Source organism: Alistipes sp. DJF_B185 (genome assembly GCF_964250025.1).
GTDB lineage: Bacteria > Bacteroidota > Bacteroidia > Bacteroidales > Rikenellaceae > Alistipes > Alistipes finegoldii.
Genome location: NZ_CAXUDY010000003.1, coordinates 240775 through 263256, shown reverse-complemented (window position 1 = coordinate 263256; position 22482 = coordinate 240775). Strand labels below are relative to the sequence as shown.

20 protein-coding genes are annotated in these 22482 nt (G+C 60.6%); 10 read left to right on the top strand and 10 right to left on the bottom strand.

Annotation, left to right across the window (positions count from 1 at the left end):
* Positions 1-17 precede the first annotated feature (17 nt).
* Positions 18-605 (bottom strand): HAD family hydrolase, encoded by a 588-nt coding sequence (locus ACESTR_RS06280; RefSeq protein ID WP_014776355.1) that lies wholly within the window; start codon positions 603-605, stop codon positions 18-20.
* A 69-nt stretch (positions 606-674) separates the two neighbouring features.
* Here ACESTR_RS06280 and ACESTR_RS06275 point away from each other — a divergent pair, with 69 nt between their 5' ends.
* On the top strand, positions 675-1718 hold the full coding sequence (locus ACESTR_RS06275; RefSeq protein ID WP_373179012.1) for a DUF2776 family protein: 1044 nt from the start codon (positions 675-677) through the stop codon (positions 1716-1718).
* A 411-nt stretch (positions 1719-2129) separates the two neighbouring features.
* On the opposite strand, the gene ACESTR_RS06270 is transcribed toward ACESTR_RS06275, so the two are convergent.
* From ACESTR_RS06270 to ACESTR_RS06240, 7 genes are all read right to left on the bottom strand, one after another.
* The gene (locus tag ACESTR_RS06270) at positions 2130-4346 is read right to left on the bottom strand and encodes a sodium-translocating pyrophosphatase (protein WP_130062800.1); all 2217 of its coding nucleotides are present in this window, start codon (positions 4344-4346) and stop codon (positions 2130-2132) included.
* 149 nt (positions 4347-4495) lie between these two features.
* On the bottom strand, positions 4496-5758 hold the full coding sequence (nqrF, locus tag ACESTR_RS06265; protein ID WP_009598516.1) for an NADH:ubiquinone reductase (Na(+)-transporting) subunit F: 1263 nt from the start codon (positions 5756-5758) through the stop codon (positions 4496-4498).
* Between the two features lie 22 nt (positions 5759-5780).
* The gene (gene nqrE, locus ACESTR_RS06260) at positions 5781-6401 is read right to left on the bottom strand and encodes an NADH:ubiquinone reductase (Na(+)-transporting) subunit E (RefSeq protein WP_009598469.1); all 621 of its coding nucleotides are present in this window, start codon (positions 6399-6401) and stop codon (positions 5781-5783) included.
* 11 nt (positions 6402-6412) lie between these two features.
* Positions 6413-7069, bottom strand: a complete 657-nt coding sequence (locus ACESTR_RS06255) for an NADH:ubiquinone reductase (Na(+)-transporting) subunit D (protein WP_009598523.1) — start codon at positions 7067-7069, stop codon at positions 6413-6415.
* Positions 7062-7931, bottom strand: coding sequence for an NADH:ubiquinone reductase (Na(+)-transporting) subunit C (gene nqrC, locus ACESTR_RS06250; RefSeq protein WP_009598541.1), 870 nt, complete (start codon positions 7929-7931; stop codon positions 7062-7064). The genes ACESTR_RS06255 and nqrC overlap by 8 nt, the downstream gene beginning before the upstream one ends.
* A gap of 8 nt (positions 7932-7939) precedes the next feature.
* Positions 7940-9088 carry an NADH:ubiquinone reductase (Na(+)-transporting) subunit B gene (locus tag ACESTR_RS06245; protein WP_022044014.1) on the bottom strand — a complete coding sequence of 383 codons (1149 nt, stop codon included), beginning with the start codon at positions 9086-9088 and terminating at the stop codon, positions 7940-7942.
* Between the two features lie 2 nt (positions 9089-9090).
* Positions 9091-10446, bottom strand: coding sequence for a Na(+)-translocating NADH-quinone reductase subunit A (locus ACESTR_RS06240; RefSeq protein ID WP_022044015.1), 1356 nt, complete (start codon positions 10444-10446; stop codon positions 9091-9093).
* Positions 10447-10611: 165 nt separating this feature from the next.
* Between ACESTR_RS06240 and ACESTR_RS06235 the strand changes: the two genes are divergently transcribed.
* The 6 genes from ACESTR_RS06235 (at position 10612) to ACESTR_RS06210 (ending at position 15201) form a co-directional block, all read left to right on the top strand.
* Positions 10612-11247 (top strand): TatD family hydrolase, encoded by a 636-nt coding sequence (locus ACESTR_RS06235; RefSeq protein ID WP_302269339.1) that lies wholly within the window; start codon positions 10612-10614, stop codon positions 11245-11247.
* A gap of 20 nt (positions 11248-11267) precedes the next feature.
* Positions 11268-11996: a tRNA threonylcarbamoyladenosine dehydratase gene (locus tag ACESTR_RS06230; protein WP_302574520.1), complete on the top strand. Its 729-nt coding sequence runs from the start codon at positions 11268-11270 to the stop codon at positions 11994-11996.
* 14 nt (positions 11997-12010) lie between these two features.
* Positions 12011-12952 (top strand): NAD(P)-dependent oxidoreductase, encoded by a 942-nt coding sequence (locus tag ACESTR_RS06225; RefSeq protein ID WP_302574517.1) that lies wholly within the window; start codon positions 12011-12013, stop codon positions 12950-12952.
* Positions 12952-13995 carry a glycosyltransferase gene (locus ACESTR_RS06220; RefSeq protein ID WP_278686235.1) on the top strand — a complete coding sequence of 348 codons (1044 nt, stop codon included), beginning with the start codon at positions 12952-12954 and terminating at the stop codon, positions 13993-13995. The genes ACESTR_RS06225 and ACESTR_RS06220 overlap by 1 nt, the downstream gene beginning before the upstream one ends.
* An 18-nt stretch (positions 13996-14013) precedes the next feature.
* Positions 14014-14514, top strand: a complete 501-nt coding sequence (locus ACESTR_RS06215; protein WP_009598491.1) for a prolyl-tRNA synthetase associated domain-containing protein — start codon at positions 14014-14016, stop codon at positions 14512-14514.
* 234 nt (positions 14515-14748) lie between these two features.
* Positions 14749-15201, top strand: a complete 453-nt coding sequence (locus ACESTR_RS06210; protein ID WP_022044019.1) for a hypothetical protein — start codon at positions 14749-14751, stop codon at positions 15199-15201.
* Positions 15202-15312: 111 nt separating this feature from the next.
* Here ACESTR_RS06210 and gpmI read toward each other — a convergent pair whose 3' ends face one another.
* A complete protein-coding gene (gpmI, locus tag ACESTR_RS06205) occupies positions 15313-16839 on the bottom strand; it encodes a 2,3-bisphosphoglycerate-independent phosphoglycerate mutase (RefSeq protein ID WP_014776347.1) in 1527 nt (508 codons plus the stop codon).
* 257 nt (positions 16840-17096) lie between these two features.
* Positions 17097-19718: an alanine--tRNA ligase gene (gene alaS / locus ACESTR_RS06200; RefSeq protein WP_373179008.1), complete on the bottom strand. Its 2622-nt coding sequence runs from the start codon at positions 19716-19718 to the stop codon at positions 17097-17099.
* A 99-nt stretch (positions 19719-19817) separates the two neighbouring features.
* Between alaS and ACESTR_RS06195 the strand changes: the two genes are divergently transcribed.
* From ACESTR_RS06195 to ACESTR_RS06185, 3 genes are all read left to right on the top strand, one after another.
* Positions 19818-20816 (top strand): M23 family metallopeptidase, encoded by a 999-nt coding sequence (locus ACESTR_RS06195; RefSeq protein ID WP_009598512.1) that lies wholly within the window; start codon positions 19818-19820, stop codon positions 20814-20816.
* A 3-nt stretch (positions 20817-20819) separates the two neighbouring features.
* Complete coding sequence (locus tag ACESTR_RS06190; protein ID WP_014776345.1) at positions 20820-21770, top strand: M23 family metallopeptidase; 951 nt, start codon at positions 20820-20822, stop codon at positions 21768-21770.
* Positions 21771-21832: 62 nt separating this feature from the next.
* Entirely contained in the window at positions 21833-22480 is a 648-nt protein-coding gene (locus ACESTR_RS06185; RefSeq protein ID WP_227042357.1) for an HAD family hydrolase, read from the top strand.
* Positions 22481-22482 lie beyond the last annotated feature (2 nt).

Below are 22482 nucleotides of genomic sequence, written 5' to 3'. Positions count from 1 at the left end.
TTTATCGCTTCCTATTGTTACAGCAGCCTGCGGCGCAGCTCGTCGCATGCGGCGGCGGGATTCCGGTGGTCGAAAAGGTATCCGGCGATGCCCAGCCCTTCGGCGGCGGCGATATTCGCCGCGCGGTCGTCGATGAAAAGGGTTTCGGCGGGATCGAGTCCGTAGCGTTCCAGCAGGATTTCGTAAATCCGCGGTTCGGGCTTTACCGTCCCCTCCTCGCAGGAGACCACCTCGCCGTCGAAAAGCCGGTAGACGGGAAAACGGCGCAGGAAGGCGATGAACTCGCGCGACATGTTCGAAAGCACGTAAAGCCTGTACCCCGCGGCCTTCAGGTCGCCGACGAGCCGTTCGGTCGGCGCGACGGGCTCCTGCATGTCGATCGACAGCAGCAGAAAACGTTCGCACTTTTCGCGCGGGCAGCCGGTCGTCCGGGCGAGAATGTCGGTCACCTCGCCGAGCGTCGATGCGCCCCGGTCGTACTCCTCCCAGAAAAGGGGCATCCGCTCCGAGCGGATAAAGCTGAAAAATTCATGGAATTCCTGTGTGGACTTATTTTTGTCGCGGGCGAAAAGCACCCCGCCGAGGTCGAAAACGATATTTTTCATGGCGTAAAGATAGCCATTTTTTCTTTGGTTCGGGATTTGCAGGTCTGCGTTCGAACAAAAACTCAGTTTATGAACCACGGCATAAGCATTCTTTTCCGCGCCATACCCCTCGCGATGGCGGCATTCTGTTTCGGTTACGGAGCCTACGTCTTCGCCGCCGGAAGCGATCCTTCACGGCTGACCGCAGGTCCCGTCGTCTTTTTTCTCGGCTCGATCTGCGTCGCGCTCTACTGCACGGCCGCGACCATCATCCGCCAGATCATCGGCACCTACAGCGCCGCCGCGAAGTACCTTTTCCCGGCCGTCGGTTACGCTTTCGCCGCCATGACGGTCATCTGCGGAATCTTCATCATCACGTCGAACATGACGGGCGCATACGTCACGGGGCATGTGGTCTGCGGACTCGGACTCATCACGGCCTGCGTCTCGACGGCCGCCACCTCCTCGACCAGATTCAGCCTGATCCCCAAAAACTCAGGCGACAGCAGTTTCTCGATCAATCCCGCGGGATTCTCGCGCGGACAAAGCTCGCTGCTGATCTTCATCGTATCGGCCGTGGCCGCCGGAGCATGGCTCTGGTGCATCCTGCTGTTTTCGATAGGGACGCTCCCGGCGCATATCGTCGCGGGCAGCGTCATGTTCGGCATCGCCTGCGTCTGCACCTCGCTGATCGCGCTGGTCGCCAGCATCGCCCGTCAGGCACGGGGCAGCTACACGATGGGCGAACGCCGCCGCTGGATGAGTCTGGTGCTCTGCATGGGCGGACTGGCTTTCGTGCTGGGGCTGATCATGATCTTCACATTCCGGGGCGAGTCGATCAATTTCGTGGGCTTCGTGCTGATCGGACTGGCGCTGATCTGCTGGAGCATTTCGAGCAAGGTGATCCTGCTGGCGAAAATCTGGCACGCCGATTTCCCGCTGGCCAACCGCATCCCGATCATTCCGGTACTCACGGCGCTGGCGTGCCTTTTCCTCGCCGCGTTCCTCTACGAAGCGGCGCTGTTCGAAACCAAATACTTCGTTCCGGCGCGCGTACTGACGGGATTCGGCGCCATCTGCTTCACGCTCTACTCCATCGTCTCGATTCTCGAAAGCGGCGCGAACAAGAAATAACGGCACCTCCGGATAACATCATCTTCCGACACACGAAAGCCTTTCGTCCGTTATGGCCGAAAGGCTTTTTCACATATGGCGGCGGACGGCGGTGCGGCAGATACAAAGCGACGCGCAGAGAACCGCCGCCGGAGAGAGGCCGGCTGCGGACAACCGGCGGAAAAGCAAACAACAACGCAGCGGACTGGCAGCCAAGAAACAACGGACGCTAAGCGACAGACGCAAAGCAGCGGGCACAGGAATCCCGCAGGCAAAAAGCGAACGATAAAGCGACGGGCAGAATGCGGTAAACAGACAACGGCGAACGGCAAACGGCAGACGGCATGCTTCGTTTCGAATCCGCACTCCCGCCGAATCAGCGACGGCCGCCCGCAGATGCAGGCAGCCGTCGCAGCAAGGGATTCCGGCAGACTAAAAAAGGTGGAAAGCCACCGTCAGGCCGGCCATGACGATCGAGACCATCGACATCAGTTTGATGAGGATATTGAGCGACGGACCCGACGTATCCTTGAAGGGGTCGCCCACAGTATCGCCCACGACGGTCGCCTTGTGGCAGTCGGAGCCTTTACCGCCGAAATGCCCCTCTTCGACCATCTTCTTGGCGTTGTCCCACGCGCCGCCCGCATTGGCCATGAACACGGCCAGCACGAAGCCCGAACTCAGGCCGCCGACAAGCAGTCCCATGACGCCCGCCACGCCGAACACCAAGCCGACGACCACCGGCACGGCGATAGCCAGCAGACTCGGCAGCAGCATCTCGCGCTGGGCGCCGCGCGTCGAAATCTCGACGCACCGGGCATAGTCGGGAGTGCCCTCGCCCGTAAGGATGCCCTTGATCTCGCGGAACTGGCGGCGCACCTCGTTCACCATGCTCTGGGCCGCACGCCCCACGGCGTTCATCGTCAGGCCGCAGAACAGGAACGACATCATCGCGCCGACAAACACGCCGATCAGCACCGTCGGATTCATCAGCGACACGTGGTAATACTCCATAAAATCGAGGAGCGAAGCCTTCTCGACCAGCTGCGTCGTGCCGTTGGGCAGGTCGAGGGCCGTCACGCCGTTGTGCAGCAGTCCGATGCGTATCTCCTCGATATAGGAGGCCAGCAGCGCGAGGGCCGTCAGCGCGGCCGAACCGATGGCGAAGCCCTTGCCCGTGGCGGCCGTCGTGTTGCCCAGCGCGTCGAGCGCATCGGTGCGTTTGCGCACTTCGGGTCCCAGCCCGCTCATCTCGGCATTGCCGCCGGCATTGTCGGCGATCGGGCCGTAAGCGTCCGTGGCGAGGGTGATGCCCAGCGTCGAGAGCATGCCGACCGCGGCGATGCCGATGCCGTAAAGGCCCAGCGATATGCTCTGCGCAGACATGATATGCTCCATGTCGAAGCCGATGGCGCAAAGGTAGGCGAGGATAATCGCCACGCCGATCGTCAGGACCGGAACGGCCGTCGAGATCATGCCCGACCCGATACCCGCGATAATCACGGTGGCGGGTCCCGTCTGTGCGCTTCCGGCGATCTTCTGCGTCGGCTTGTAGGAGTGCGAGGTGTAATACTCGGTGGCCTGCCCGATGATGATGCCGGCCAAGAGTCCCGTGATGACCGAGAACGACAGTCCGATCCAGTTCTCGATTCCCAGCAGGTAGAGGATGCCGAACGTCGCGCCGGCGATCAGCAGCGAACTGAAATTGACGCCCACGCCCAGCGAACGGAGCAGTTCGCGCATCGTGGCGCCCTCCTTGGTGCGCACGAGGAAGATGCCGATGATCGAAAGCACGATGCCCACGGCGGCGATCAGCATCGGCGCCAGCACGGCGCGCAGCTGCATGGCCATCCCGTCCGCCGAAGCGAAGGCGGCGGCTCCGAGGGCCGCGGTGGCGAGTATCGAGCCACAGTAGCTTTCGTAAAGGTCGGCGCCCATGCCGGCCACGTCGCCCACGTTGTCGCCCACATTGTCGGCGATGGTCGCGGGATTGCGCGGGTCGTCTTCGGGAATTCCCGCCTCGACCTTGCCCACGAGGTCGGCGCCCACGTCGGCCGCCTTGGTATAGATGCCGCCGCCGACGCGCGCGAAGAGCGCCTGCGTCGAAGCGCCCATGCCGAAGGTCAGCATGGTGGTCGTGATGACGACGAGTTTCTGCGGTCCGGTGACATCGACGAAATATTCGAGGATGACGTACCAGAACGAAATGTCGAGCAGGCCCAGCCCCACTACGACCAGCCCCATCACCGCGCCGCTGCGGAATGCGACCTTCAGGCCGCGGTCGAGCGACTGGCGCGCGGCGTTGGCCGTACGCGCCGAAGCGTAGGTCGCGGTCTTCATGCCGAAATAGCCGGCCAGTCCCGAAAAGAATCCGCCCGTCAGGAAAGCGAAGGGCACCCACGGGTTCTGCACCCCGGCGCCGTAGGCCAGATAGGCGAAAAACAGCGCCAGCACCACGAATACGATGGCGACGACCTTGTACTGCTGGCGCAGGTAGGCCATGGCGCCCCGGCGCACGTGCCCGGCGATCTCGCGCATGCGCGGCGTGCCTTCATCCTCGCGCTTCATCGCACGGTAAAACGCCCAAGCCAGCAGCAGGGCGATAACCGCGGCAGCGGGAATGAACCAGAAAATGGAAGGAATGTTCATTTCGATAGAATTTGGTTTTAAGTTGGTAAATCGGTTATTACTACAAATATAATAAAATTCCCGAAACGGCGTCCCCGCAAAGGGACCGTTCCGTAGCACAAAAAAATCCCCGGACAGCTGTCCGGGGATTCGAATACCGACAAATCGGATTACGAACCGAAGTTGTCGTAGAGGATATTTTCGGGCGGCACGCCGAGACTGTCAAGCATCTTCACCACCGAAGCGATCATCATCGGAGGTCCGCACATGAGATAGATGCAGTCCTCAGGCGCCTGATGGTTCTTCAGGTAATTCTCGTACAGCACGTTGTGGACGAAGCCCGGCGTGTACTTCACGCCTGCGGCGTCCGCTTCGGGATCGGGACGGTCGAGTGCCAGATTGAACGAGAAGTTGGGGAAATCCTTCTCGATGGCGTGGAACTCGTCGAGATAGGGAACCTCCTTCAGCGCACGCGCGCCGTACCAGAACGAAACGGGACGCTTGGTCTTCTCGGTCTTGAACAGGTGCATCAGGTGGCTGCGCATGGGCGCCATGCCGGCGCCGCCGCCGATGAAGATCAGCTCCTGCGTGTCGGGCAGGTCGTCCGGCAGGAAGAACTCGCCGTAAGGACCCGAAATCGTGATCTTGTCGCCCGGCTTGCGCGAGAAGACATACGACGAGCAGATACCCGGATTGACCTTCATGAAGCCGCCCGTCGCCTTGTCGAACGGCGGAGTGGCGATACGGATGTTGAGCATGATGATATTGCCCTCGGCCGGGTGGTTGGCCATCGAGTAGGCGCGGAACGTGTCTTCGGGGTTGGTCGTAACCAGATCCCACATCTTGAACTTGTCCCAGTCGGCGCGGTACTTCTCATCGACGTCCATGTCCGAGAACTTGATGGCGTCGTACTTCGGGATGTCGATCTGAATGTAACCGCCGCTGCGGAACTTGAGGTTCTCGCCTTCGGGCAGCTTCACGACGAACTCCTTGAGGAAGGTCGAAATGTTGCGGTTGGAGACGACCGTACACTCCCACTTCTTGACGCCGAGCACGGCTTCGGGGACCTTGATCCTGAGGTTTTCCTTCACCTTGACCTGACAGCCCAGACGCCAGTGGTCCTTGGCCAGCTTGCGCGAAATGAATCCGGTTTCGGTCGGCAGAATATCGCCGCCGCCTTCGAGCACCTGACATTTGCACATGCCGCACGAACCGCCGCCGCCGCAGGCCGAAGGCAGGAACACCTTGTTGTTGGCCAGCGTCGAAAGCAGCGTCGAGCCGCTCTCGGCGGTGATGACCTTCTCGCCGTCGTTGATGTCGATCGTCACTTCGCCCGACGAGGTCAGTTTAGCCTTTGCGAAGAGAAGCAGCCCCACCAAGAGGAGGGTTACAGCCAGAAAGGCAATGATTGCAACTATAATAGTCAATTCCATGTTTTCCGAATCTCTTTTAAGGTTAGAACTGAATACCGGAGAAGATCATGAAGGCGATACCCATCAGGCCGGTGATGATAAAGGCGATACCCGGCCCCTTGAGCGCCGCAGGAATCTGCGAGTAAGTCGTCTTCTCGCGGATCGCGGCCATCATCACGATAGCCAGCCACCAGCCCAGACCGGAGCCCAGACCGTAGACGATCGACTGCCAGAGCGACGTAAGCTCCAGCGCATCGACTTTCTGCTGCATGAAGAGCGAGCCGCCCATGATGGCGCAGTTCACGGCGATCAGCGGCAGGAAGATGCCCAGCTGGCTGTAAAGCGTCGGCGAGAACTTCTCGACGGCCATCTCCACCAGCTGCACGAAAGCCGCGATGGTGGCGATGAAGACGATGAAGGTCAGGAAGTCCAGATTGACGTCCGGAAGCCCGGCCCACGCGAGGGCGCCCGCCTTGAGTACGTATTCATACAGGAAGTAGTTCAGCGGCACGGTCATCACCATTACGAACGTAACGGCGGCGCCGAGGCCGAGGGCGGTTTTGACGCTCTTCGAAACGGCGATGTAGGAACACATGCCGAAGAAGAACGCGAAGACCATGTTGTCGATAAAGATCGACCGGATAAAGATATTCAATGATTCCATACGCTATTCTCCTATTTTTCCTGTAAATCCTTGTTGCGCGAACGGTGCACCCAGATGATGCAGCCCACGATGATCAGCGCCATCGGCGGGAAGAGCATCAGGCCGCAGTTGGAGTAGAAACCGCCCTCGGCGATATACCAGCTCTCAGGAACGATGCGGAAGCCCAGCAGCGAACCCGAACCGAAAAGCTCGCGGAAGAAAGCCACGATCACCAGAATCAGGCCGTAGCCCAGACCGTTGCCGATACCGTCGAGCAGTGACGCCCACGGCTTGTTGGCCAGCGCGAAGGCCTCGATGCGGCCCATGACGATACAGTTGGTGATGATAAGGCCCACGTAAACCGACAGCTGCTTGGAAACCTCGAAAACGTAGGCTTTAAGCACCTGATCGACCAGAATTACCAGCGCGGCGATAACCACCAGCTGTACGATGATGCGGATGCGCGAGGGCACGCCGTTGCGCAGCAGCGACATCACCAGATTCGAGAATCCCGTCACGACCGTCACGGACAAGGCCATGACGATGGCGGGTTTGAGCTGTACGGTGACGGCCAGCGCCGAGCAGATACCCAGAATCTGCACGATGACCGGGTTGTTCGCGGAGAACGGCCCCGTCAGGAACTTCATGTTCTTAGCCGAAAACAAAGGCTCTTTTTCGTTCTTACTCATTGTTTTCTACATTTTCTTCGTTAGACTCATCCCGCACGGGAGCAAATACGACCTGCTCGACCGCGGCCTTGCGCTTGGCTTCGAGCAGCGGCAGGTAGTGTTCCATGCTGTTGTAGAGCATCGCCGTCACGCCGTCCGAGGTCTTCGTACCGCCGGAAATGGCATCGACCTCATGTTCGGGGTCCTGAGCGCCGCCCTTGCGCAGTTTCACGGAGACGAACTCGTCGCCTTTGAAGATCTTCTTGCCGACGAACTGCGCCTGATATTTCGGCGTTGCGATCTCGGCGCCCAGACCGGGGGTCTCGCCCTTGTGGGCCATGATGATACCGGCCACGGTGTCCATATCCTTTTCGAGGGCGATATAGCCCCAGACGGGTCCCCAGAGGCCCATGCCGGTCACGGGAATCACCACGCGGCCGTCGGCGGCTTCGAATACGGGGAACTTGCCGTCGTCGAAAGCGCCCTGAAGGTCCTTCAGCAGCTCGAAGACATCCTCGCCTTCGAGCTCGTTGCCGTCGGCGTCGAGCACGTAGCCCTTGATGAAGGCGTCGTAATTCTCACCCTGCGCCGAGAGCGACGAAAGGATCGACTGCTTCTTCTCGTTCAGCTCGTTGGCGTACTGGCGCGACTGGAGCGAAAGTGCGGCCACGGCCAGCAGCGTCGCTACGATGACCACCATCACCGTCGAGTACATTATAATATATGCGTTGCCGTTCTTGTCGCTGAACAGCCCCTTTTTCTTCTCGTCCTTCAGTTCGACGAACGCCGAGGCGGGGGCCATGCAGACCGGGCATTTTTCGGGTGCGGCGTCTCCTTCGTGAATGTAGCCGCAAACGGTGCATTTGAATTTTTTCGTTGCCATATTCTCCCCTATTTTGCCAGTTTAACACGTTTCTTTCTGCGCGAGATGTTCGCCTCGACCACATAGTAGTCCACCAGCGGAGCCAGCGCATTCATGAAGAGGATCGATAGCATCATGCCTTCGGGATAGGCCGGATTGACCACGCGGATCAGCACGGCCAGCGCACCGGTCATCAGACCCACGATGTATTTGCCCTTATCGGTCTGCGCCGAGGTGACGGGATCGGTGGCCATGAAGACCGCACCGAAAGCGAAACCGCCGACGATCAGGTGCCACCATGCCGGATAGGTCGTCACGCCGAGCGCTTGGAAGAGATAGCCCATCGCCAGACCGCCGACGAATACCGAGACCATCGTGCGCCACGAAGCGACGCCCGTGAAGAGCAGGATCGCCGCGCCGATCAGGATCGCCAGCGTCGAAGTCTCGCCCACGCAGCCCGGAATGAAACCGAGGAAGGCGTCCATGGCCGAATAGCCCATCCGGCCCGTGGTGCTCAGGTTTTCGAGCGCCGTTGCGCCGGAGAAGCCGTCCACCACGCCCTCGCCGGAGGTCATGCCCGCGATCCACACCGTCGCGCCCGACATCGAGGGCGTATAGGCGAAGAAGGCGAAGGCGCGCGCCAGCAGCGCGGGATTGAAGACGTTCATGCCCGTACCGCCGAACACCTCCTTGCCGAAGACGACGGCGAAGGCGGTCGAGAGAGCCACCATCCAGAGCGGAATGTCCACCGGCATGATCATCGGGATCAGCAGACCCGACACCAAGAAGCCCTCGTTGACCTCGTGGCCGCGGAACTGGGCGAATGCGAACTCGATGCCCAGACCCACGACGTACGAAACGACGATCAGGGGGAGCACCTTGAGGAATCCGAACCAGAGCGAAGCCCAGAATTCGGGCTGCACGCCCTGCGAGAGGAAGTGCATGTAACCCGTGTTATAGAAACCGAACAGAAGCGCCGGCATCAGGGCGACGACCACCATGATCATCGTACGCTTCATGTCGTTGCAGTCGCGGATATGCGCGCCTTTGGAAGTCGTCGTGTCGGGTACGAACAGGAACGTTTCGAACGCATCGAACGTCGATTCCAAGAAGCCCAGCTTGCCACCCTTGGTGAACGTGGGCTTGAGCTTGTCTACTAAATTGCGTAATGCGCTCATCGTTAAGCCTCCTTAATCATTAAGTTAATACCGTCGCGGATGATCTGCTGAATCTCGATCTTCGAGGGATCGACGAACTCGCAAAGCGCGAAATCCTCTTCGACCACTTCGTAGATGCCGAGGTTTTCCATCTTGTCGATGTCGCCGGCGAGACACGCCTTGAGCAGGTACATCGGGTAGATGTCCATCGGCAGATACCGCTCGTAAAGGCCCGTCACCACGAACGGACGCTCGCCGCCGTTCATGTTGGTATCGAGATTGTACTCCTTCTTGGGGCAGAGCCACGAGAAGTAGGCGCGCGATACGGAGAATTTGTTGAAACGGGGCATCGCCCAGCCCAGCAGCTCGAACTTGTCGCCTTCGGGAATCACCGTCAGCTGGTTGGCATAGAAACCGATGAAGCCGTCGGCCGCGGTTTTCGTACCCGTGAGCACGTTGCCCGAAATGATGCGCACATGGTCGCCCTCCTTCTGAGGCTTCACGTTGCCCTTGAGGATCGAATCGACCTTGGCGCCCGCGATGATGCGGCAGTACTGCGGCTTTTCGATCTCCGAGCCGGCCACGGCGATGATCTTCGTCATATCGACGCGGCCCTCGTTGAACAGACGGCCGATGATCGCCAGATCCTGAATGTTGACCGTCCACACGACTTCGCCCTTGTTCACGGGGTCGATGTGGTGGATCTGCACGCCGACGTTGCCGACGGGGTGCTTGCCCGCGAAGGCATGCGTCTCGGCGCCCTTGAGCGCAGTCATCTGCCCCTCGGCCTTGGCGCGCACCGAAAGATGCACCTTGCCCGAAGTGAGTTTGCGCATTACGTCGATACCGGTCTGGAGGTTCTTCTGCTCGGCGCGCAGGACGTAGTTGTAGTCCGGAGCCAGCGGCGCGGAATCGAAGGCGGAGATGAAGACCGCTTTCGGCGTGTCGTTCGGGTCGGCGATAACGCCGTAGGGTCGCTGCACGATCATGGGCCAGAGACCCGACTTGAGCAGCAGCTCGACAATCTCCTCGCGGGAAGCCTTCTGCAGATCGGGCTTCGCGAACTCCTCGTAGCTCTGTACGGAGGCGGGCGTCACGGTCACGGAGAGAATCTTGCGCTTCTCGCCGCGGTTGACGGCCGCAACCGTACCGCTGACGGGCGACGTGAAGAGGATGCGCTCGCTGTACTTGTTGAAGAACAGCGGCGTACCGGCTTTCACCTCATCGCCCACCTTAACCAGCAACTTGGGAGTCACGCCCTCGAAATCGAGAGGCGAGAGGGCATACTCCGAAGCCAGCGGCGCGTCGGCCAGAGACTCCTGAGCCTTTCCCCGGAGATTGATGTCGAGACCCTTGCGTAGTGTAATGATTTTCGACATGGTTAAAGATTTTGATTGTTATGTTTGGATATATTTTGGGTTCGTCGTGCGTTGTTAGTGTGCTAACAGCCATAATTCGCGGGCGAAAATACGAATTTTTTCCGAGAATCCGGTATGCAATATCTATTATTTTTTAATTTACTTAAAATTCGTACATTTGTCGCGATGACCGATCGATTCGTCAACATACACACCCACCGCCCGACCGGCCGCGGCATCGAACTGCGGACAGCCGGAATTCATCCGTGGAATGCTGACAAAGAAGACGTTAGCACGATCGCGCCGTTGCTCGGCGAGGTGCAGGCCGTCGGCGAAACGGGACTCGATTTCGTACGCGGCGCCGACCGTGCGGTACAGCTGGCGGCGTTCAGGGCGCAGCTCGCGCTGGCGCGCGAACGGCGGCTGCCCGTGGTTCTGCACTGCGTCAGGGCTTTCGAGCCGGTCATGCGCGAACTGGACGCCTGCCGGCCCCGCGCAGTGATTTTTCACGGCTTCATCGGATCGCCCGAACAGGCCCGCCGGGCCGTCTTAAAAGGCTATTACCTCTCGTTCGGCCTGCGCGCCTTCGCATCGCCCAAAACGCTGGAATCCCTGCGCGAAATACCCCTCTCGCAGCTTTTTCTCGAAACCGACGACAGCGATGTCCCGATCGAAGAGATCTACGCGCGCGCCGCGAAAGTAAAAGGCGTCACGCCGGAGGAACTGCAACGGGCGACGCTGGAAAACTACGGACGGATATTTACGACCGGGCCGCAAGGGCAGGACAAGGCGGCCGGAACGCCGCCGCTCCCGGCCCGATAAAACGAACACAGCAATTGAAAATGAATACGGATAATTGGCTTGAACGCACCGAGCTGCTGCTCGGCAAAGAGAAACTCGATCTGCTCCGAAAGGCCCACGTACTGGTCGTCGGGCTGGGCGGCGTGGGAGCCTATGCCGCCGAGATGATCGTCCGGGCCGGCGTGGGCCGCATGACCATCGCCGATGCCGACGCCGTGGCGCCGAGCAACATCAACCGCCAGCTGGTCGCCCTCCACTCGACCGTCGGCCGCCAGAAAGCCGAAATTCTGGCCGAACGCCTGCGCGACATCAACCCGGAGATAGAACTCACGGTGGTCAGCCGCTATATCAAGGACGAGGAGACCGACCTGCTGCTCGACGCCGCGAAATACGACTACACAGTGGACGCCATCGACACCCTCTCGCCCAAACTGGCGCTGATAAAGGGTGCTTTGGACCGTTCGCTGCCGCTGGTCAGCTCGATGGGCGCAGGGGCCAAGACCGACCCGACGAAGATGGAGATCGCCGACATCTCCAAGACCCACCACTGTCCGCTGGCCCACATGCTGCGCAAGCGGCTCCACAAAATCGGCGTCCGCAGCGGTTTCAGGGCCGTCTACTCGCCCGAACCGATGCGCAAAGGGGCGCTGATCCTCTGCGAGGAGCAGAACAAGAAGTCGAACGTCGGCACCATATCCTACATCCCCGCGCTGTTCGGCATCGGCTGCGCGTCGGTCGTAATCCGCGGCCTGATCGGAGAAATGAACTAAAAACGCATATCCTTATGAAACCGAACATCGTATTTCTGGACGAGTACACACTCGGAGGCGCCGACCTCGGCCGGCTCCAAGCCTTGGGCGAATACAAGGGTTACGCCCGCACGACGCCGGAAGAGCTTCCCGACCGCTGCCGCGAAGCCGACGTGATAATCACCAACAAGGTGGTCCTGCGCCACGAAACGCTTCAGTCCCTGCCCCGGCTGCGGCTGATCTGCGTAGCCGCCACCGGCACCAACAACATCGACCTCGAAGCCGCGGCCGAGCTGGGGATCGAGGTAAAGAACGCCGCAGGCTACTCGACGCACTCCGTGGCCGAAACCACCCTCGGAGCGGCCATCGCACTGCGTCGCAACATCGTCTATTACGACCGTTACGTCAAGAGCGGCGCCTACTCCGCCGCCGGACAGCAGTTCCATTTCGCACTGCCCACCCACCAGCTCTACGGCTCGAAATGGGGCATCGTCGGACTCGGCGCCATCGGCCGCGAGGTAGCACGGCTGGCAGCGGCATTCGGCTGCGAAGTGTGCTACACCTCGACGTCGGGCGTCGTACGCGAAGAGCCTTACCCCGCGCTTCCGCTCACCGAACTGCTGGGCCGCTCCGACATCGTCTCGATCCACGCCCCGCTGAACGACCGCACCCGCGGACTGATCGGCGCGCCGGAACTGTCGGTCATGAAACGCTCGGCCCTCCTCATAAACGTCGCCCGCGGCGGCATCGTCGATGAAGCGGCGCTGGCCGAAGCACTCGACCGGGGTTCGATCGCCGGCGCGGCCCTCGACGTCTTCTCGCGCGAACCCTTCGCCGCCGACAGTCCGCTGCTCGGCATCCGCGAACCCGACCGCCTGCTGCTCTCGCCCCACAACGCATGGTCGCCCCGCGAAGCCGTGGACGTGCTGGTAGGATGCATCGAAGAGAATATCAAAACATTTTATCACATAGGATAATGACCGGGAGACCTCTGCTGACCCTTATCGTTCCCGCCTATAACGCCGCAAATTATCTCCCGAACTGTCTCGACGACCTGCTGGCCCAGACGTTCCGGGATTTCGAAGTGCTGGTGATGGACGACGGCTCCACCGACCGGACGGCCGACATCGGCGAGCAATACGCCAGACGCGATCCGCGCATCCGGGTCATGCGTCTGCCGCACGGCGGAGTCTCCGCGGCCCGGAACCGGGGACTGGAGCTGGCCGAAAGCCGTTACGTCGCATTCATGGACTGCGACGACCGGGTCGATCACCAATATCTGGCTGCATTTTTCCGCACCCCGCTGCCCGACGGCGACCTGCTGGTCAGCCAAGGCGTCGCCATCGAATACATCGCCCAAAACCGCACGGAGCTTTACGACTACCCCGACACCACCGGCACGCAAGGCGAGCTGGGGAAAATAATCGTCGAAAACCGCCTGCTGCGCGACGGATGGACCTACTGCAAACTGTTCTCCCTCCCGCTGATCCGCCGGGAAGCGCTCCGGTTCGACACCGGGCTCTCCATTTGCGAGGATCTCGTCTTCGTACTCGGATACCTGAGCCACGTCCGGCAGATCATTCTGCGTTCGGGTACCTATTACCATTATCAGGTCTGCCCCGACGGAACGTCGCTTTCGCAGCGGCGGCAGCCCGCCGCCGAAACATTTCGCGCCGGAGTGTCGATACTGGCCAAACAGCAGGCGCTGACCGAACGGTTCGGGATCACCGATCCCGAATATCTGGCCGAAGCCTATTCGGAACACGGACTGACAAACCTCGCAAGGTCGATCAGTACGACAGATGCGGCCGGCAACCGCGCTTTGCAGCGCGAAATCATCCGCAACCGGGAGCTGTTCAGGCAATATTTCGACGCCGATTCGATGCATCATCCCATCGTCGGAAAGAAAATCCTGTGGATGTACCTCACCCTTCCCGAATCGCTTCACCTGCTGCCCCATTGGATCGTCCGGTTCCGCCATTTCATCCGGAGAATCAAGGGACGGCCCATATATTACTGAAAAACAGTTTCAAAAACGATGGAAACGACCGACCGACGCCAAAAAGTCTTCGACTGGCTCGACAGCCACGGCATCGCCTACACGTGGTACGAACACCCCGAAGCCCCGACCATCGAAATCGCACGCCGATACTGGCGCGACGACGGCTCGAAGCACTGCAAGAACCTCTTTTTCCGCAACCACAAGGGCAACCGCCACTACCTCGTGGCGTTCGACTGCGAGCAGAACCTCGCCATCCACGACCTCGAACGCCGCCTGCGGCAGGGCAAGCTCTCGTTCGCATCGGAGCAGCGCATGGAGCGCTGGCTCGGACTGCGTCCCGGCTCGGTGTCGCCCTTCGGGCTGATCAACGACCCGGAGCGCCACGTACACCTGTTTCTGGACCGGAATCTGGAGAGATTCCCGGCCTATTCGTTCCACCCCAACGACAACCGCGCCACGGTGGTCGTCTCCCGCAGCGAGTTCCTGCGCTACCTCGCCGCCGTAGGCAATACATACGAATTCATCGAACTCTACTGACTCCGTCATGCGCAGCAGCGATCGCCGCAGACGAAAAACTTCCGGTCCGCGCCATCACCCAAGGCAGCCCCGGAGGTCCGCGGCGCGAAGCTTCTGCAGAAGGCGGTACGATTGCCGAAACAGCAGACGTTGTTCGGAGGAACCCACACCCGCACAAATTTCGTCCGGTTCCGCTCCACCATGCGCAGGAATTCATTATCTTTGACTATTGCAAAACCTAAAAAAAGAATCGGCATGAAGAAATTTACGCTCACCCTGCTCCTGATTTTCGGCACGGTTTCCGCGCTCTTCGCCCAGCAGAGCGTCCGGGAGGATATCTTCGCTTTTCTGAAGCGCGAAGGCTATGTCCCGACGTTCGACGAAGACAGGGACATTCTGTTCAAAGTACAGGGAATCAACTACTACGCCATCATAAAAGAAGTGGCGGACATGGATTACGCCTACGTGGAGGTATCGGCGAATTTCACTGCCGACGTCCCTTATGACAAACTGCTGGCGATTTCCAACGATCAGAACCGGGACAAATTCGTTTGCAAGTGTTCGGCGGAGCGAGACGGAGAGGACAACTGCTTCAAGGTCGCCATGGAATTCATCACAAACAACCGGACGAATACCGAATACCAGATGGCGCACGCCCTGCGTCTCCTACCCGGCTGGATCGAGAAGTTCAAGGAGGAGCTCGACTAAGAGCAGCGCGAAGCATCCGACCGGAAACCGTTCCGCACCCGGAACCGAATTCCGCCCCGAAACAAAAATCCCGCACTTTACGGTGCGGGATTTTTTGTGTCAGCAAGCGGGCTATTTCAGCTCCACGAGCGCCTTGCCGGTCATTTCGGCAGGCTGTTCGAGGCCCATCAGGCGGAGCACCGTGGGAGCCACGTCGGCCAAGATGCCGTCGTGCACCGACTTCACGCGGTCCGAAACGACCACGATGGGCACCGGATTGAGCGAGTGCGCCGTATTGGGCGTACCGTCGGCATTGACGGCATTGTCGGCATTGCCGTGGTCGGCGATCATCACGACCTCGTAACCGTTGGCCTTGGCCGCTTCGACGACCTTGGCGACGCATCCGTCTACGGCCTTTACCGCTTTGACGATGGCCTCGTAAACGCCCGTATGGCCCACCATGTCGCCGTTGGCGAAGTTCAGGCAGATGAAGTCGAACTTCCGCTCACCGAGCGCGGCGGCCAGCTTGTCAGCCACTTCCGGAGCGCTCATTTCGGGCTGGAGGTCGTACGTGGCGACCTTGGGCGACGCCACGAGGATACGCTCTTCGCCTTCGAACTCCGCTTCGCGGCCGCCGTTCAGGAAGAACGTGACGTGGGCGTATTTCTCGGTCTCGGCGATGCGCAGCTGCCGCAGGCCCAGCTTCGAGACGTACTCGCCGATGGTGTTGGGTACGTTCTCCTTGTCGAAGAGGATGTGCAGGCCCGTGAACTTGGCGTCATAGGGCGTCATGCAGCAGTAGTAGAGCGGCATGGTGTGCATCCCTTCGGCCGGCATGTCCTCCTGCGTCAGCACGACGGTCAGCTCCTTGGCGCGGTCGTTACGGTAGTTGAAAAAGATCACCACGTCGTTCGGGCGGATCATGCCGACGGGCTGTCCGTTCTCGTCGATGCGCACGAAAGGCTTGATGAACTCGTCCGTCACGCCCTCGTCATAGGACTTCTGGACGGCTTCGACCATGTCCGACGAACGTTCGCCGATGCCGTTGACCAGCGCGTCGTATGCGATCTTCACACGCTCCCAGCGCTTGTCGCGGTCCATGGCGTAATAACGGCCGATCACCGTAGCGATCCTGCCCGTCGTGGCGGCGAGGTGCTTTTCGAGGTCGGCGACGAAACCCTTGCCGCTGCGCGGGTCGGTGTCGCGGCCGTCCATAAAGCAATGCACGTAGGTATTGTCGAGGCCGTAGGCCGCCGAAATGTCGCACAACTTGAAGAGGTGCTCCAGCGACGAGTGTACGCCGCCGTCCGACACCAGCCCCATGAAGTGCATGTTCACACCGTTCTTTTTGGCGTATTCGAACGCCGCCTTCACCTCAGGATTCTCCATGATCGAGTTGTCGCGGCAGGCGCGGTTGATCTTCACGAGATCCTGATAAACCACGCGGCCGGCGCCGATATTGAGGTGTCCGACCTCCGAGTTGCCCATCTGTCCTTCGGGCAGGCCGACGTTCTCGCCGTCGGTGCGCAGCTGGGCGTGGGGATATTTCTCCGTCATGGCCGAGATATATTCGGGATGCACGGTCGAAATCACATCGGCCTTGTCGTGATGGCCGTTGCCCCAGCCGTCGAGGATCATCAATAATACCTTGTTATTCATAATCGTTTGTTTTTAGTAATTATCTCATCTGTTTCGCTCCGGCCCATGCCGTCGCACCGTTTGGCCTATGCACCGCCGATTCCGCACCCGGCAAATATCCGTCGCAGCGCGACCGGGAACCGTGTCGGAACCACCGCCAGACATTGCGACCGGGAATTCGCCGCCGGAAATTATCGCCGGAAAATCACAACCGCCCCGCCGCAAATTCATCAGCCGGCAACTTGCCAAAAGGCGGTTCGCCGCCGGAATCGGACGGCCTAATGCAGCTGCGCCATTATCAGCTCCACGGCCTTGTCGATGGCCGCCTGCAACCCGTCGGGGTTCTTGCCGCCGGCCGTGGCGAAGAACGCCTGACCGCCGCCGCCGCCCTGCATCAGTTTCGCAGCTTCGCGCACCACGGCTCCGGCATTTACGCCCTGCGCCGTGATCTCTTCGCCGAGCATCACCGTCAGCATCGGCTTGCCGTCGTTGACCGAACCCTGCACGAGCACCAGTTTCGGAGCACGCGCACGCAGACAATAGGCCAGATCCTTGACGAATTCGGGCGTACGGTCGGTCTGCGTGGCGATCAGCTGCACGCCGCGGCGTTCGGGCGTCGAGGCGATGATCTTATCGGCCCACTGCGCAACCTGCTCGCGGCGCATGGTCTCGACCTCCTTCGACAGCGCTTCGTTGCTTTCGAACATCTTCTTGACGGCCTGCAGCACCTGCGGGTTATGCAGATAGTCGCTGATGTCGCGCATCGTATCCTCGGCGGCATAGATGATCTGCTCGGCGCGCTCGCCCGTCACGGCCTCGATACGGCGCACGCCGGCCGAAATGGCGCTTTCGTTCAGGATCTTGAAGAAGCCGATGTTGCCCGTGGCGCTGGTATGCGTACCGCCGCACAACTCGACCGACGAGCCGAAGCGGACCATGCGCACCTTGTCGCCGTACTTCTCGCCGAAGAGCATCATCGCACCGCATTTCTCAGCCTCCTCCTTGGTGGCTTCGCGGTTCTCTTCGAACGGATAGTTGGCCCGCACGGCGCGGTTTACAAGCATCTCGACCTCGCGCAGCTCCTGCGGGGTCATTTTCTGGAAATGAGAGAAGTCGAAACGCAGGATTTCGGGCGTCACCATCGAACCTTTCTGCTCGACATGCTGTCCGAGGACCTTGCGCAGCGCCTCGTGCATGAGGTGCGTGGCCGTATGGTTGTTGGCCGCGGACTGACGCTTCGCGGCGTCCACGACGGCCGTGAACCCGGCCGCGGGATTTTCGGGCAGCTCCCTGACGATATGGATAATCAGTCCGTTTTCCTTCTCGGTGGCCACGACCGCGATGCGCTCGTCGGCGTTCTCGATATAGCCGATGTCGCCGATCTGACCGCCCGAATTGCCGTAGAACGGCGTGCGGTCGAAGACCAGCTGGTAAGAGGTCTTGCCTTTGGAGGTCACGCGGCGGTAGCGGGCGATCCGGACCTGCTCGGTCAGCGTATCGTACCCCGTGAAGAGGCTCTCCCTGATGGGGAACAGCTCCACCCAGTCGTCGGTATCGACGGCCGCAGCGTTGCGCGAACGCTCCTTCTGGGCCTGCAGTTCGGTTTCGAAGGCCGCGAGGTCCACGCCGACGCCCTGCTCGCGGGCGATCAGCTCCGTCAGGTCGATCGGGAAGCCGAACGTATCGTAGAGTTCGAAGGCGTCCTTGCCCGAAATCAGCTCCCGGCCCTCGCCCTTGGTCTTTTCGATCACGCCGTCCAGCAGGTTGATGCCCGTGGCCAGCGTACGCAGGAACGAAGCCTCCTCCTCCTCGATCACCTTTTCGATCAGCGACTGCTGGGCCTTCAGTTCGGGGAACTGCTCCCCCATCTGCTCCACCAGTCCGGGAACGAGCTTGCAGATCGTCGGCTCCGTAAAGCCGAGGTAGGTATAGCCGTAACGCACGGCGCGGCGCAGGATGCGGCGGATGACGTAACCGGCCTTGACGTTCGACGGCAGCTGGCCGTCGGCGATCGAAAAGGCGATGGCGCGCAGGTGGTCGGCGATGACGCGCATCGCCACGTCGCACTTGGCGTCGGCGCCGTAAACCTTGCCCGACAGCTGCGAAATACGCTGGATCGTAGGCTGGAAGACATCGGTGTCGTAATTGGACTTCTTGCCCTGCAGAATCATGCACAGACGCTCGAAGCCCATGCCCGTATCGACGTTGCGGGCCGGCAGCGGCTCCAGCGAGCCGTTGGCCTTGCGGTTGAACTGCATGAAGACGAGGTTCCAGATCTCGATCACCTGCGGATGGCCCGCATTGACCATCTCGCGGCCCGGCTTGGCGGCGATCTCCGCCTCGTCGCGCAGGTCGAAATGAATCTCCGAGCAGGGACCGCAGGGACCCGTCTCGCCCATCTCCCAGAAGTTGTCGTGCTTGTTGCCGCGGATGATGTGGTCTTCGGGCAGGAATTGCTTCCAGTAGTCGTAAGCCTCCTGATCGAAGGGCACGCCGTCCTCCTCCGAGCCTTCGAAAACCGTGGCGTACATGCGGTCGGCCGGCAGTTTGTAGACGCCGCCCAGCAGCTCCCACGCCCACTCGATCGCCTCCTTCTTGAAGTAGTCGCCGTAAGACCAGTTGCCCAGCATCTCGAACATCGTGTGGTGATAGGTGTCGTGGCCCACCTCTTCGAGGTCGTTGTGCTTGCCCGACACGCGCAGGCACTTCTGGGTATCGGCCGCACGCGGATATTTGCGGGGCGCGTTGCCCAGAAAGATGTCCTTGAACTGGTTCATGCCCGCATTGGTGAACATCAGCGTGGGGTCGCCCTTCACGACCATCGGCGCCGAAGGCACGATCACATGGCCCTTGCTCTCGAAGAAGTCGAGAAAGGCGCGGCGAATTTTATTCGATTCCATATATAAGATTTTATCCGATTCTTTCGTTTGTGATTTCGGGTTGCAAAATTACACAATTAAAGTTAAATTTGCATCCTATTAACAGGAGTTTTTTCCACGATGGGGCAAAAAGGGCAAAGATCGGATACACACACGCTGACGCACGAGGCGCAGACACTGACGCGCGACGTGGTCACCGCCCCGTTCCGCCTGCGCACCTACCGTCTGATCCGCAAGATACTCATCGGCTTCATTCTCGTCTCGATCGCCAACGTACTCTTCTCCTACTTCTTCTACACCCCGAAGATGTACCGCATCATCCGCGAGAACCGCGATCTGGTGATCAAATACCGCATCCTGCAGGACCGCATCCGCACGGCGCAGCGCCACGTGGACGAAATACGCCACCGCGACAACTACGTCTACCGTTCGCTCTTCTCGACCGACACGATGTCGATCGAAGGCGTCTGGCAGCCCTACCCCGACACCAAATACGCCGCGCTGCTCGACGACGACTACGCCCCGCTGATGGTCGGCACGTGGCGGCAGCTCGACGCGCTGGCCCGCACGCTCTACCTCGAATCGGTGTCGTTCGACGAACTGCAGGCCTTCTCGCAGGACAAGGAGAAGATGTCGGCGGCGGTTCCGGCCATCTGGCCCATCGACCGTTCGGCGCTGCACAACAACCACATCGGCGCATTTTCGCCGCGCCGCTACCACCCCGTACTCCACCGCGTGCAGGCCCACACGGGCGTCGATTTCGGCTGCGACCGGGGTACGCCGGTATACGCCACCGGCGACGGCGAGGTTGAACTGGCCGTCGGCAGCGGCTACAACGGCGGCTACGGCTATCAGGTGCTCGTAAACCACGGTTTCGGCTACAAGACCCGCTACGCCCACCTGAGCAAGGTGCTGGTCAAACCGGGCGAACGCGTGACCCGCGGTCAGGTGATCGCCGAAACGGGCAACACGGGACGCTCGACGGGGCCCCACCTCCACTACGAAGTGATTCACAAGGGTACGCCCGTGAATCCGGTCAACTATTTCAACCGCGACATGACCGCCGCCGAATACGACGACCTGATGGCGCGGATGCGTGAAACCAATTTCGAAATGTAACGTATGGCCGGAAAAAAGGACCTGATACGGCTTCGCAAGCGTAAGCGCCGCAAACAGAACATCATACGCGCCACGATCCATTTCTTCGTATGGGCGGGCGTCGCCGTGCTCTACTACATCGGTTTCTCGGTGTTCTTCGACACGCCCGTCGAGTACGAGCTCAAGCACTCGACCGACCGCCTGCGCCGCGAATACACGGCCCTCGTCCAGCGATACGACACGCTGACGACGGTGATGCGCAACCTCTCGGAGCGCGACCGCAACGTCTTCCGCATCCTCTTCGAGTCGGACCCCTACGACTTCGACTCGGAGTACGAGCGCAAGCAGGCCGCCACCTACGAAAACATCTTCAACCGTTCGTCGCGCCGTCTCAAACGCGAGCTGCGCGAACGCGTGGCCGAAATGGAGACGCGGCTCGACGAGCTGAACGACACCTACCTCGACCTGCAGGCGCGCATCGACTCGGCCGGCAGCCGGTGCGACAACATCCCGTCGATCCAGCCCGTGATCAACAAGCAGCTGACGCTGCTCACGGCTTCGTACGGCATGCGCATCCACCCCTTCTACAAGACGCTGCAATCGCATCAGGGCGTGGACTACACCATTCCCGAAGGGTCGCGCGTCTTCGCCACGGCCGACGGAACGGTGCGCGAGGTGGCCCAGCGCAACTCGACGTCGGGACAGACCGTCGTCATCGACCACGGCAACGGCTACGAGACTTCGTACAACCACCTCTCGAAGATCAACGTCCGCAAGGGCCAGCAGGTGCGCCGCGGCGACATCATCGCCCTTTCGGGCGACACGGGCCTTTCGCTGGCGCCCCACCTCCATTACGAAGTCCGCTACAACGGCATGCGCGTGGACCCGATCCACTACTTCTTCATGGAGCTTTCGCCCACCGAATACCAGCGTCTGATGCGCATCGCCCAGTCGGGCATGCAGTCGTTCGATTGACAGCCTGCACCGAAACTCAAAAAACCGCGCCTTCTGCGGCGTTCCCTATTTTCCGCCACGACATGACACACCCCGGCTCCGAAATAAAACTGATCCTTCTGGATTTCGACGGCACGCTGGCCGACACCCGGCGTGCCAACACGCTCGCCTATGTCGCCACGCTGCGCGAAGCGGGTTATACGCTCACCGAAGAGGAGTATGCGGCCCGCTATTTCGGCATGCGGTGCGACGAGTTCCTGACCCGGATCGGCATCGCCGACCCGGCCGAACGCGAACGGCTGCGGCTGCGCAAGATCGCGCTCTACCCCACGTTTTTCGACACCGTGCGGCTCAATAGGCCGTTATGGGATTTCTGCCGGCAGTTCCGTGCGCAGGGCGGCCGCGTGTGGATCGTCTCGACGGGCAGCCGCGCCAATATCGACAACGCCATGCGGCATCTGGGAATCGCCGGACCGCAAGCCGTCCGGCGTCTCGAAACGCCGGACGAAGACACGTCACGCAAAGGAGAGAGACTGCCGGAGGAAAACGCGGTGGACGGGATTCTTTCGGGCGCCGACGTCGCGCGCAGCAAACCCGCCCCGGACTGTTTTCTGGAAGCCATGCGCCGCGAGGGCTGCACGCCGCGCGAGACCCTGATTTTCGAGGATTCCGAGATCGGTCTCGAAGCGGCCCGCCGCAGCGGAGCGTCGTATTTCAGGGTGAAACTCTGAGC

Coding starts and splice junctions, on each gene's coding strand:
- alaS (WP_373179008.1), bottom strand. CDS start 19,718: ATGGAATCGAATAAAATTCGCCGCGCCTTTCTCGACTTCTTCGAGAGC.
- ACESTR_RS06245 (WP_022044014.1), bottom strand. CDS start 9,088: ATGAGCGCATTACGCAATTTAGTAGACAAGCTCAAGCCCACGTTCACC.
- ACESTR_RS06270 (WP_130062800.1), bottom strand. CDS start 4,346: ATGAACATTCCTTCCATTTTCTGGTTCATTCCCGCTGCCGCGGTTATC.
- nqrF (WP_009598516.1), bottom strand. CDS start 5,758: ATGGAATTGACTATTATAGTTGCAATCATTGCCTTTCTGGCTGTAACC.
- ACESTR_RS06225 (WP_302574517.1), top strand. CDS start 12,011: ATGAAACCGAACATCGTATTTCTGGACGAGTACACACTCGGAGGCGCC.
- nqrE (WP_009598469.1), bottom strand. CDS start 6,401: ATGGAATCATTGAATATCTTTATCCGGTCGATCTTTATCGACAACATG.
- ACESTR_RS06195 (WP_009598512.1), top strand. CDS start 19,818: ATGGGGCAAAAAGGGCAAAGATCGGATACACACACGCTGACGCACGAG.
- ACESTR_RS06235 (WP_302269339.1), top strand. CDS start 10,612: ATGACCGATCGATTCGTCAACATACACACCCACCGCCCGACCGGCCGC.
- ACESTR_RS06230 (WP_302574520.1), top strand. CDS start 11,268: ATGAATACGGATAATTGGCTTGAACGCACCGAGCTGCTGCTCGGCAAA.
- ACESTR_RS06210 (WP_022044019.1), top strand. CDS start 14,749: ATGAAGAAATTTACGCTCACCCTGCTCCTGATTTTCGGCACGGTTTCC.
- gpmI (WP_014776347.1), bottom strand. CDS start 16,839: ATGAATAACAAGGTATTATTGATGATCCTCGACGGCTGGGGCAACGGC.
- ACESTR_RS06220 (WP_278686235.1), top strand. CDS start 12,952: ATGACCGGGAGACCTCTGCTGACCCTTATCGTTCCCGCCTATAACGCC.
- ACESTR_RS06215 (WP_009598491.1), top strand. CDS start 14,014: ATGGAAACGACCGACCGACGCCAAAAAGTCTTCGACTGGCTCGACAGC.
- ACESTR_RS06280 (WP_014776355.1), bottom strand. CDS start 605: ATGAAAAATATCGTTTTCGACCTCGGCGGGGTGCTTTTCGCCCGCGAC.
- ACESTR_RS06185 (WP_227042357.1), top strand. CDS start 21,833: ATGACACACCCCGGCTCCGAAATAAAACTGATCCTTCTGGATTTCGAC.
- ACESTR_RS06240 (WP_022044015.1), bottom strand. CDS start 10,446: ATGTCGAAAATCATTACACTACGCAAGGGTCTCGACATCAATCTCCGG.
- ACESTR_RS06255 (WP_009598523.1), bottom strand. CDS start 7,069: ATGAGTAAGAACGAAAAAGAGCCTTTGTTTTCGGCTAAGAACATGAAG.
- nqrC (WP_009598541.1), bottom strand. CDS start 7,931: ATGGCAACGAAAAAATTCAAATGCACCGTTTGCGGCTACATTCACGAA.
- ACESTR_RS06275 (WP_373179012.1), top strand. CDS start 675: ATGAACCACGGCATAAGCATTCTTTTCCGCGCCATACCCCTCGCGATG.
- ACESTR_RS06190 (WP_014776345.1), top strand. CDS start 20,820: ATGGCCGGAAAAAAGGACCTGATACGGCTTCGCAAGCGTAAGCGCCGC.